The organism is Paenimyroides baculatum (assembly GCF_008629655.1).
Lineage (GTDB): Bacteria > Bacteroidota > Bacteroidia > Flavobacteriales > Flavobacteriaceae > Flavobacterium > Flavobacterium baculatum.
Genome location: NZ_VWSG01000001.1, coordinates 461,297 through 473,753, shown reverse-complemented (window position 1 = coordinate 473,753; position 12,457 = coordinate 461,297). Strand labels below are relative to the sequence as shown.

Here is a 12,457-nt window from a genome sequence, read left to right as displayed (position 1 = left end):
AATAAAATGAATAACACTATAAAAGAACCAATTGCCAAGATAAATCCTACGAATTTAGAGAAACATGGCGATGTTCGTACCGATAATTACTACTGGCTAAACCAGCGCGAAGACCAAGAGGTTATTGCGTATATTGAAGAAGAAAACAAGTATTACAACGATATTACGGCTCATACGAAAGATTTTCAGAAAGATTTATTCGAGGAAATGAAAAGACGTATTAAGGAAGACGATACATCGGTGCCTTATTTTAACAACGGTTACTGGTACATTACCCGATTTGAAAAGGGCAAAGACTACCCTATTTATTCGCGTAAAAAAGGAACTTTAGATGCACCCGAGGAAATTATGTTCGATTGTAACGAATTGGCAAAAGATCAAGCTTATTTTCAGTTGGGCGGTTTAAACATTAGCGACGATAACAAGTTTGCTGCTTTTGGTGTTGACACCGTTTCGCGTCGTGAATTCACTATACAGATTAAAAATTTGGAAACGGGAGAAATTTTTCCAACAAAAATAGAAAAAACAACGGGTGGAAGCACTTGGGCTGCCGATAACAAATCGCTGTTTTATTCTCGTAAAGATGAACAAACGCTTCGTGCCGACCGTATTTTTAAACACACTTTAGGAAACGACGTTGCACAAGACGAATTGATTTTTAACGAGAAAGATGAAACTTTTTCTACATATATCTATCGATCTAAATCGCGTAAATATTTGATTATTGGGTCTGAAAGTACCATGACATCTGAATATCAAATTTTACAAGCATCGAATCCCGACGGAAAATTCAATATTTTTCAGAAACGTTCCCGCGGATTAGAATATTCGGTTTCGCATTACAACGACAATTTTTACATTGTTACCAATAAAGATAAAGCTACCAATTTTAAGTTAATGATTACGCCCGAAACGGCTACAACTAAAGAAAATTGGACGGATTTAATTCCACACCGTGAAGATGTTTTGTTGGAAGGAATCGATATTTTTAAAGATTATTTAGTGGTTTCTGAACGATTCAACGGATTATCGCACATTAAAATTCAACCTTGGCAAAATACAGACCAAGCGTATTATCTGCCTTTTGAAAGCGAAACATTTACGGCTTACACTACAACCAATTTAGATTTCGATACTGAAATACTTCGTTACGGTTATCAATCAATGGCAACGCCTTCATCGGTGATCGATTTTAATATGCGTACCAAAGAAAAAACGGTTAAAAAAGAACAAGAAGTTTTAGGTGGAAAATTCAATAAAGAAAATTATACCGAAGAACGTGTTTGGGCAACGGCGACCGATGGAACTAAAATTCCAATTTCGCTGGTTTACAAAAAAGATTTAAAGAAAGACGGAACAAATCCGCTGCTTCAATACGCTTATGGTTCGTACGGTTCAACAATGGAACCTTATTTTTCTACCGTTCGTTTAAGTTTGTTAGACCGTGGATTTATTTATGCGATTGCTCATATTCGTGGTGGTGAAGATTTGGGTCGCGAATGGTACGAAAACGGAAAACTGCTTAAAAAGAAAAACACGTTTACCGATTATATTGATTGTTCGAAGTTTTTGATCAATCAAAAATACACATCACCGCAACATTTGTATGCTGAAGGCGGCTCTGCAGGCGGTTTGTTAATGGGTGTTGTTTTAAACGATGCGCCTGAATTGTACAACGGCGTTATTGCACAAGTTCCGTTTGTAGATGTGGTCACCACCATGTTAGATGATTCTATTCCGTTGACTACCGGAGAATACGACGAATGGGGAAATCCTAACGAAAAAGAATATTACGATTACATGAAATCGTATTCGCCTTACGATAACGTAAAAGCGCAAGATTATCCAAACCTTTATATTTCGACAGGTTTTCACGATTCGCAAGTACAATATTGGGAACCCGCAAAATGGATTGCGAAACTGCGCGCATTGCGTACAAACAAAAATTTATTGCTTTTAGATACCAATATGGATGCCGGTCACGGTGGTGCATCAGGACGTTTTGAAGCATTGAAAGAAGTAGCCAAAGAATTTGCCTTTCTGTTAGATTTGGAAGGAATCGATAAATAATTCTAAAAAAAATAGTACTTTTGCCACGTTAACTAGCGAGGTTAAAAAATCGCTAAAAACAAAAAAAATGAAAGAAGAGATCCAGGCGCATGAGAATATTTTAGATTTTGTAGGCAATACACCGCTTATCAAATTAAAAAAAATATCTCAAGGTTTAAAAGGAAACTTTTTTGCTAAAGTGGAAGCTTTTAATCCGGGGCACTCATCAAAAGACCGTATTGCTTTACATATTGTAGAAGAAGCAGAACGTAAGGGAATTTTAAAACCAGGCAGTATTATTGTTGAAACAACGTCGGGTAACACCGGTTTCAGCATTGCAATGGTCAGCATTATTAAAGGTTACGAGTGTATTTTGGCGGTATCGTCTAAATCATCAAAAGATAAAATAGATATGCTTAAGGCAATGGGTGCAAAAGTGTACGTTTGTCCGGCAAATGTATCTGCAGACGATCCTCGTTCATATTACAGCGTAGCAAAGCGTATTCATCAGGAAACTGCTGGTTCGGTTTACATCAATCAGTATTTTAACGAGTTGAATATCGATGCACATTACAATACTACAGGTCCTGAAATTTGGAAACAAACCAACGGTAAAATAACGCATTTGGTAGCTTGTTCTGGTACTGGCGGAACTATTTCGGGAACGGCGAAGTTTTTAAAGGAACAAAATCCGAACATCCGTATTTTAGGTGTTGATGCTTTTGGATCGGTTTTAAAGAAATTTCACGAAACGCATGAATTTGATCCGAATGAGATTTACCCGTACCGAATTGAAGGAATGGGAAAAAACTTGATTCCTACCGCAACTGATTTTTCTGTGATAGATCAGTTTATGAAAGTTACCGATGAAGATGCAGCGCACACAGCACGCGAAATATCTAAAACCGAAGGTATTTTTGTAGGATATACATCGGGTGCGGCTTTTCAGGCTGTTCGTCAGTTCGATGCTGAAGGCGAATTTAACTCAAACAGCAATGTGGTGGTTATTTTTCCTGATCACGGATCGCGTTATATGAGTAAAATTTACAGCGACGACTGGATGCGCGAACAAGGTTTTTTCGACAATCAAAAAGTAGAACAAAACGATATTGAATACATCAAATAGTTTTTTTAGAACATAGATATTCATTAAATATAAAAGAGGAAAGCGAAAGTTTTCCTCTTTTATATTTAATGAATATCTATGTCAAGCTGAACTTGTTTAACTTCGTTCAGTTCGCAAGCTCGTGTCAGCTTCTCACAAGAATAATTGCTGAATGCGATTCCGAAACAAGTTCGGAATGACAAGCTTAATGTGAAAAAATCATACTAATTAATTCCTTTGCTATTTCTTGATTAATATATTGTCAGTTATTTCAGATAATCATTTTTTTATTACTTCAACTTAAAAACTTCTTATCTTTTGTAACATTTAAGTAAATAGTTGTACTTACATTAAAAATGATTCTTTAAAAAGTTCACACAGTAAAAAATATAAAAAAAATAGGTTATGAGTCTAAAAATTTCGGGGTTAACAAAAACCTACAAAAACGGCGTTAAAGCGTTAGATAATGTAAATTTAGAAATAGGTAAAGGTATGTTTGGCTTATTGGGTCCAAACGGTGCAGGAAAATCATCACTAATGCGTACCATTGCAACGTTGCAAACTCCGTCATCGGGTTCAGTAACTTTTAACGACATCAATGTTTTAGAAGATAAAAATGCTTTGCGCAGAATTTTAGGTTATTTACCACAGGAATTTGGAGTGTATCCAAACATGTCGGCAGAAACCTTGTTAGATTATTTTGCACAACTAAAAGGCATTACCAAAAAAGACGAGCGTAAAAAAATTATTACCGAAGTACTTACTCTAACTAATTTATACGATGTTCGATCTAAAAGCGTTAGCGGATATTCGGGCGGTATGAAACAGCGTTTCGGTATTGCACAATTACTTTTAAACAATCCGCAATTAATTATTGTTGATGAACCAACTGCCGGATTGGATCCTGCGGAGCGTCATCGTTTCTTGAATGTTTTACGTGAAATTGGTGCAAACCATACCGTAATTTTCTCAACCCATATTGTGGATGATGTTCGTGAATTATGTAACGAAATTGCGATTTTAAACGGCGGTAAAATTCTATTTGAAGGTACACCAACAAGTGGAGAAGAAATGCTAAAAGGTAAAATTTGGGTGCGTATTATTAATCGTTCAGAGTTTGATGAATACAATCAAAAATACAACATTATTTCATCGAACTTTAATCCAGATAACACGTTGAATATCCGTGTATATAATGATGCACAGCCTAACGAAACGTTTGTAGAAGCAAAACCTATTTTAGAAGACGTTTATTTTGTTTCATTAAAAAAAGATAACTAATGCTGGGAACTATTTTTAATTTCGAAACAAAACGCTGGTTTAAAAACTGGCAGTTTTATCTTTATTTTATCCTCTTTTTTGCACTTTCATTCGGTTTAATGGCAGGTGCAATAGGCTATTTTGATGCGTTAACTGTAACAACATCTTCTAATACTGTTATGAATTCGCCAATTGCGATAAGCAGTTTAATGGGCGGCATTGTTAACCTATTAAATTTTATTATTCCGGTAGTTATTGGTACAACAGTTTATCGCGATTTTAAATACAATACGCACACCTTGTTGTTTGCCTATCCTTTTAATAAATTTCAATACCTAATTGGTAAGTTTTTAAGCGGGTTTTTAATAACCGTTATTATAACTTTTTCTATTGGACTAGGATTTTTACTGGCAACACTATTACCATTTGCCAATCCCGATTTGTTGGGACCAATCAACTTGTCAGCATATTTTCAAAGTTATTTGATATTTGTTCTGCCTAATATCTTTTTTATTGGCGCTTTAATATTTATGCTTGTTACCTTAACACGCAACCAGTATATTGGTTTTATTTTTGTCATTGTACTTTTGTTTATTCCAGCAATAATTGGCAGTTTAACAACTAATGTTGACGATAAATTTGTAGCATCGTTATTAGAACCTTTTGGAAACCAAGCGTTAAGTTATGTAACAAAATATTGGACCATTGACGAACAAAATACCTTATTAATTCCGTTAGACGATGTAATTATTTACAACCGTTTAATTTGGATAGGGGTTGGTGTTTTAGCATTGGTAGCCACTTATTTCTCTTTTTCATTTTCACAATCGCCAATAACAATAGGTAGAAAAAGAAAAGCAGAACGTATAACCAAAAACAATTTTGGAAGCATTATTAAGATCAATCTTCCAAAAGTATCATACAGTTATTCATTTATATCGAATTTAAAAACTGCTTTTAGATTATCTAAATTCGAATTTAAAAGCATCGTAAAAAACTGGATATTTATTTCATTAATGATTATTTTATTGATCTTTATTCTTGTATCTAGCTACAGTTTGGGCGAAATGTTTGGTACTAAAACATATCCGGTAACTTGGAAAGTGATTGATTTAGTTAAAGGCAATTTAGATTTCTTTTTATCGATCTTGGTATTTTTATTCTCGGGTGTGTTGTTAAACAATGCTACATCGTCTCGAATGAATTTGTTGATTGATTCTACTCCAGTACCAAATTGGAGTTTACTACTATCAAAATTTATTGCTTTGGTAGAAATGGTTTGTGTTGTTTTCTTGGTAGGAATTTTATCAGGAGTATTAATTCAGGCTTATTTAGGATACTATAATTTTGAATTAGGTCAGTATTTTTCTGAATTCTTCGGCTTACAACTAATTGATTATGTAATACTGATACTTTTATCATTATTCATTCAGGCATTTTTCCGCAACTATTTCATAGGTTTTTTCATCATCTTTATAGTAGTACAAATGCTTCCGTTTGCAATAGGCAAGTTAGGAATAGAACAAGCTGTTTTTCATTTAAATTCAGATCCAGGTTACAGTTATTCTGATATGGATGGATACGGAACCGTACGCGGTTATTTCTACTATAAGCTGTATTGGTTGCTTTTCGGATTTGTTCTTTACGGATTAACCCTGCTTTTCTGGCGTCGTGGTATTTTATCAAACGCAAAAGAACGCGTTCAGTTGTTTGTAAAACGCTTTAAACCTGCAGTAGCCGTACCGTTAGTTGTTGCCTTGTTAGCATTTGTTGGTTTGGGATCGGCTTTGTATTACCAAGAAGTGAAGTTAGAACCTTATTACACAGCACAAGAATATGAAAAACAGCAGGTAGATTTTGAAAAGAAATATAAAAAATTCGAAAAGCATGCACAACCGCGTATTGTTGACGTAAAAGTTGATATGGATATATATCCGAACCAACGCAATTACAAAGCGGTGGTAAACTATGTAATGGTTAATAAATCAGACAAAGCTATTGATTCTCTTTTTATCAATTATGGTAAAAATTTAAAGAAAATTACTTTTGGTAAGGATAACAAACGTGTGTTGAACGACACTGTTATGAAATTTGATATTTACCGATTGAATCAACCTTTAAATCCGGGCGATTCTTTAAAAGTACAAATGGTAGTTGAAAATAAATCAAATACTTGGTTACAAGATCGATCGCCGATTATTGAAAACGGAACGTTTATAAACAACGGTATGTTTCCTTCGTTTGGATACAGTGATTCAGCAGAAATTCAAGATAACGATGTGCGAAAGAAATACAATTTGGCACCACGTGAACGTATGGCTGCGACAGATGATCCGGAAGCTCGTAAAAACACCTATATATCAAACGAAGCCGATTGGATTACTTTTGAAACAACGGTAAGTACAGCAGGCGATCAAACAGCAATTGCACCGGGATATCTTCAAAAACAATGGCAAAAAGACGGCAGAAACTATTTCCATTACAAAATGGATCAGAAAATGTTGAATTTCTACGCTTTTAATTCGGCAAGATATGAAGTTAAAAAAGAAAAGTGGAACAACCTGAATTTGGAAATCTATTATCATAAAGGTCACGAATACAATTTAGATCGAATGATGGATGCCTTGAAAAAATCGTTGGCTTATTACAGCGAAAATTTTGGAGAATACCAGCACAAACAAGCGCGTATTATAGAATTTCCAAGAACTATGGGAACTTTTGCACAAGCTTTTGCGAACACCATGCCTTTTTCTGAAGCGATTGGTTTTATTGCCGATGTTGACAGTGAAGATCCAGATGCGGTAGATTATCCTTTCTCTGTTGTATCGCACGAAATGGCACATCAATGGTGGGCACATCAGGTAATTGGTGCAAATGTTAAAGGAGCTACATTATTGTCTGAATCGTTATCAGAATACAGTTCTTTAAAAGTTTTAGAGAAAGAGTATGGTAAGTTCCAAATGCGTAAATTCTTAAAAGATGCGTTAGACAATTATTTAATGGGAAGAACCCGTGAATGGAAAGAAGAAAATCCGTTAATGTATAACGAGAACCAACAGTATATTCACTACAACAAAGGATCGTTGGTACTGTATGCAATGAGCGATTACTTGGGCGAAAAACGTTTTAACGATATATTGAAAGCGTACGTTTCACAAGTTAAATTCCAAGAAGCTCCGTACACCAATTCTATTGAATTTGTAAATCATTTAAAAGCGAATACTCCGGCGAATTTACAGTATTTGATTACAGATATGTTTGAAACCATAACATTGTACGATAATAAAGTGGATAAAGTTGAATTAAAACCTTTAAAAGACGGTAAATATCAGGTTGATATTTCGTTCATTGTTTCAAAATATAGAACTTCTCCAAAGGGTACGCAGATCTATAAAGATGCAAAAGGAAATACATTGGTAGGTAAAGATGGTAAAAAAGAAGTAAAATCGTATCCTTTAAATGATTATGTAGAAGTGGGTGTTTTTGGCGAAAAAACCATTAAAGGAAGCTACGAATACGAAAACGAATTACACAATAAAAAATACCTGATTAATAAGGTAAATAATAAGGTAAGCATCATTGTTGATAAAAAACCTGTTGAAGTTGGCGTTGACCCTTACAACAAGTTAATTGACCGTGATTCTAATGATAACCGTAAAAAAGTGAATTAGTTATAACCAAAAACCTCCATTCAGATTGAATGGAGGTTTTTACTTTTAGAAACAAAAAATCCGAAGCTAGTTAGACTTCGGATTTTTTGTTTGATATATTTTCTTATCTCGAATAATTTGGAGCTTCTTTTGTAATGGTAACATTATGTGGATGTGATTCGCCGATACCTGATGCTGTTAACTGAACAAAACGAGCTGTTTCTTGTAATGTTGGAATATCTTTAGCACCGCAATAACCCATTCCGGCACGTAAACCACCAATAAACTGTGTCATTGATTCGTTTAATTCGCCTTTGTAAGGAACACGACCTTCAATTCCTTCTGGAACTAATTTCTTAACATCGTCTTCCACATCTTGGAAATAACGGTCTTTTGAACCATGCTTCATAGATTCTACTGAACCCATTCCGCGGTATGTTTTAAATTTACGACCTTCGAAAATAATGGTTTCTCCCGGAGATTCTTTTGTTCCTGCCAACATAGATCCTAACATAACACAGTCTGCACCTGCGCCTAATGCTTTAGGAATATCGCCCGTATAACGCAAACCACCATCGGCAATAACCGGAACGCCAGTTCCTTGTAAAGCAGCGGCAACTTCCATTACGGCAGAAAATTGAGGAAAACCAACACCTGCAACAACTCGAGTTGTACAGATTGATCCCGGACCAATACCCACTTTAACGGCATCGGCACCTGCTTCAGCCAAATATAAAGCAGCTTCTGCAGTAGCAATGTTTCCTACTACTACATCAATTTCCGGGAAGGCAGCTTTTACTTCTTTCAAAGTATTTACCACACCTTTTGTATGTCCGTGAGCAGTATCAATAATCAAGGCATCAACACCGGCAGCAACCAACGCTTTTGCACGATCAACCGCATCTGCGGTTACACCTAAAGCAGCAGCAACGCGTAAACGACCGAATTTATCTTTGTTTGCGTTTGGTTTTAAGGTCAATTTGGTAATATCGCGGAAAGTAATTAAGCCTACCAATTTATAATCGCCGTTTACTACAGGCAATTTTTCTATTTTGTTTTCCTGAAGAATTTGTTCCGCATCAGAAAGCGTAGTTCCTTCTAATGCAGTAACCAATTTATCAACAGTCATTACTTCTAAAATAGAACGTTCGTTCTTTTTCTCGAAACGTAAATCTCTGTTTGTAACAATTCCTTTTAAAATTTGGTTTTCGTCAACCACAGGAATTCCGCCAATACCGTTCTCTCTCATCGCCGTCTTCGCATCGCCAACAGTTGCGTTTAAAGGTAACGTTACAGGATCAATGATCATACCTGATTCTGCACGCTTTACTTTACGCACTTCCTGTGCTTGTTGCTCAACCGTCATGTTTTTGTGCAAAACGCCGATTCCGCCTTCACGAGCCATAGCAATTGCCATAGCACTTTCTGTTACGGTATCCATTGCAGCTGAAATCACAGGAACGTTTAAGGTAATGTTTCTTGAAAATTTTGATTGAATGCTTACTTCGCGCGGTAATATTTCTGAGTAAGCAGGTATTAAAAGTACGTCGTCATAGGTTAATCCTTGTCCGACAATTTTAGTTGTATATGCCTTCATGTTGCAATTGTAGTTGAATTGCATGCGAATTTAATGATTTTTTACGATATAATAAAATTTTAGTGATAAAAATTAAATATCTTCAACGCTTCGTTATACGCAGCTTCAAAAGAAGTCATCTGAACATTAGTTGCAGTTTTGCTTGCCGTAAAATAACTCAACATTTTTTCAGTTGGCATATTTCCTGTTAAATCGTCTTTTGCCATCGGGCATCCGCCAAATCCTTTAATAGCTCCATCAAAACGAATACAGCCTGCTTTGTATGCAGCATCAACTTTTTCTAACCAAGCATCGGGAGTTGTATGCAAATGCGCACCAAATTCGATATTAGGATATTTCGGTATCAAATTAGAAAAAAGATAATCAATATCTTCTGCAGTAGAAGATCCAACGGTATCAGAAAGCGACAAGATCGTCACGCCCATGTTAGCCAGTTTTTCTGTCCATTCGCCCACAATATCAACATTCCAAGGATCTCCGTACGGATTTCCGAAGCCCATAGAAAGATAAGCCACCACTTCTTTATTGGTTTTATTGGCGATTTCTAAAATTTCTTGTAAGGTAACGATTGATTCAGCAATAGTTTTGTGCGTATTACGCATTTGAAAATTCTCTGAAATAGAAAAAGGAAAGCCTAAATACTGAATTTCGTTATGAACCGATGCCATTTCGGCACCTTTTGTATTTGCAATAATAGCCAGTAATTTTGTTTTGGTTTCCGATAGATCCAACTGTGCCAAAACCTCGGCAGTATCCTGCATTTGCGGAATGGCTTTAGGCGAAACAAAACTTCCGAAATCTAACGTATCAAAACCACAACGCAACAACGATTGAATGTATTGAACTTTTTGTTCGGTAGGAATAAACATTTTAATGCCTTGCATAGCATCGCGCGGACATTCTATTATTTTTACTGGCTTCATAAGTTTCAAAGATAATAGAAAGATAAAATATCTGCAAAAAAATAAACGATTAATGTTTACCTATTTAATCCACATAAATACAATAAGGGCAATAAAAATAGCAATCTGAAAATAATTCATATACCCTTGAACGTATTTGTTTTTCATTAAGAATTTACTGACATATCCGCTTAAAACAGCGATCAAACAAAATACAATCAATGCCTGCAACATAAAAATACTTCCTAGAGTATAAACCTGCATTTTAATGTTTCCTAATTCGGGATGTAAAAACGAAGGAAATAACGACAAAAAGAACAGCATGATCTTTGGGTTCAGAATGTTCATTATTAATCCTTGCTGAATCTGTTGAAATACGTTGCTTCGTGAAATTGGTGCGTGATCCACACTAACCGTAATAGGTTCGATTGGTGCTTTATATAAAAGGTAAATGATTCGAAGCAAATACAACGTTCCGAAAACTTTTATAGCGATAAAAAGCCACGGAATAGCTACAATTAAGGTCGATATTCCAAACGCCAGCAATGTGGTATGAAACAGCAACCCCGAACTTAAACCTATTACGGCTGCAATTCCAAACTGTTTTCCTTTGGCTAAACTTGTCGACAAAACATACATTATATCGGGTCCCGGCGAAATGGTTAACGCCAAACTTGTAAAAAAGAACGATATAATGATTTCAAGTGTCATTAACTGCGTTTTAAAATAGCCTGATTGATTTCTTTAATCAATGCCGGACCTTCGTAAATAAAACCTGTGTAAATTTGAACTAAAGTAGCACCAGCATCTAATTTCTCCAACGCATCGGCAGCAGAATGTATTCCGCCTACACCGATTATAGGGAACGATTTATTGCTTTTTTCTGATAGAAAACGAATTACTTCTGTTGATCTTTTTGCTAACGGCTTGCCAGACAATCCGCCCATTTCTGTTTGATTTACAGATTGTAACCCATCACGTGAAATAGTAGTATTTGTAGCAATTACACCGGCAATTTTGGTATCGTTTATAATATCGATAATATCCAGCAATTGCTCATTGGTTAAATCGGGAGCAATTTTTAATAGAATTGGTTTTTGCTTTGGTTGCTGAAGGTTTTTATTTTGTAAAGTCGATAATAATTCCGTCAACGGTTCTTTATCTTGTAACGCACGTAAATTTGGTGTATTTGGCGAACTTACATTCACTACGAAATAATCAACATACGGATACAAAGCATCGAAACAAATTAGGTAATCGTTTACTGCTTCTTCGTTTGGAGTGACTTTGTTTTTACCGATGTTTCCACCAATTAAAACACCTTTATTCTGCTTTAAACGTTCAATTGCCAAATCAATTCCGCCATTGTTAAAGCCCATTCTATTGATAATTCCAAAATCTTCTTTTAAACGGAACAAACGTTTTTTAGGATTTCCCTCTTGCGGTTTTGGAGTAATGGTTCCGATTTCGATAAATCCGAAACCAAACGCATCTAATTCATTGTAAATTTTTGCATCTTTATCTAATCCAGCAGCCAAACCAACCGGATTTTTAAATTTCAAGCCAAAAACTTCTCGTTCTAATCTTTTGTCGTTTACCTGATAAATCGATTTAAAAACCGATTTCATACCCGGAATGGCGTGCATGGTTTTTATCATTGAAAAAGTAAAATGATGCACTTTTTCAGGATCAAAATTAAATAAAAGCGGACGAATTATTGACTTGTACATGATTGCATAATTTAAAGCTTTGCAAAAGTAGTTTTTTTGAAATCAAATTAAAAGATTTAATAATTGAAAGATTTAAAAACGCTGCCTGTTTATAAAAAAAACCTACAATATTATTGAAATCTTGCAGGTTTTAACTTTCGACTATAAACTTTGAACTCAAAACA

8 protein-coding genes are annotated in these 12,457 nt (G+C 35.3%); 4 read left to right on the top strand and 4 right to left on the bottom strand.

Going from position 1 to position 12,457, the window contains the following annotated elements; genetic code table 11:
• Positions 1-6 precede the first annotated feature (6 nt).
• From F0460_RS02275 to F0460_RS02260, 4 genes are all read left to right on the top strand, one after another.
• Positions 7-2,070, top strand: a complete 2,064-nt coding sequence (locus F0460_RS02275) for a S9 family peptidase (RefSeq protein ID WP_150009840.1) — start codon at positions 7-9, stop codon at positions 2,068-2,070.
• Between the two features lie 67 nt (positions 2,071-2,137).
• Positions 2,138-3,175 carry a PLP-dependent cysteine synthase family protein gene (locus F0460_RS02270; protein ID WP_150009838.1) on the top strand — a complete coding sequence of 346 codons (1,038 nt, stop codon included), beginning with the start codon at positions 2,138-2,140 and terminating at the stop codon, positions 3,173-3,175.
• Positions 3,176-3,559: 384 nt separating this feature from the next.
• Positions 3,560-4,435, top strand: coding sequence for an ABC transporter ATP-binding protein (locus F0460_RS02265; RefSeq protein WP_150009836.1), 876 nt, complete (start codon positions 3,560-3,562; stop codon positions 4,433-4,435).
• Positions 4,435-8,085, top strand: a complete 3,651-nt coding sequence (locus F0460_RS02260) for an ABC transporter permease/M1 family aminopeptidase (protein ID WP_190304068.1) — start codon at positions 4,435-4,437, stop codon at positions 8,083-8,085. The genes F0460_RS02265 and F0460_RS02260 overlap by 1 nt, the downstream gene beginning before the upstream one ends.
• A gap of 103 nt (positions 8,086-8,188) precedes the next feature.
• On the opposite strand, the gene guaB is transcribed toward F0460_RS02260, so the two are convergent.
• The 4 genes from guaB to F0460_RS02240 are packed head-to-tail and all read right to left on the bottom strand — an operon-like array spanning position 8,189 to position 12,293.
• On the bottom strand, positions 8,189-9,661 hold the full coding sequence (gene guaB / locus F0460_RS02255; RefSeq protein ID WP_150009834.1) for an IMP dehydrogenase: 1,473 nt from the start codon (positions 9,659-9,661) through the stop codon (positions 8,189-8,191).
• A 59-nt stretch (positions 9,662-9,720) separates the two neighbouring features.
• Positions 9,721-10,584: a hydroxymethylglutaryl-CoA lyase gene (locus tag F0460_RS02250; RefSeq protein ID WP_150009832.1), complete on the bottom strand. Its 864-nt coding sequence runs from the start codon at positions 10,582-10,584 to the stop codon at positions 9,721-9,723.
• Positions 10,585-10,644: 60 nt separating this feature from the next.
• Positions 10,645-11,274: a LysE family translocator gene (locus F0460_RS02245; RefSeq protein WP_150009830.1), complete on the bottom strand. Its 630-nt coding sequence runs from the start codon at positions 11,272-11,274 to the stop codon at positions 10,645-10,647.
• The gene (locus F0460_RS02240; RefSeq protein ID WP_150009828.1) at positions 11,274-12,293 is read right to left on the bottom strand and encodes a quinone-dependent dihydroorotate dehydrogenase; all 1,020 of its coding nucleotides are present in this window, start codon (positions 12,291-12,293) and stop codon (positions 11,274-11,276) included. Before F0460_RS02240 ends, F0460_RS02245 begins: the two co-directional genes overlap by 1 nt.
• Positions 12,294-12,457 lie beyond the last annotated feature (164 nt).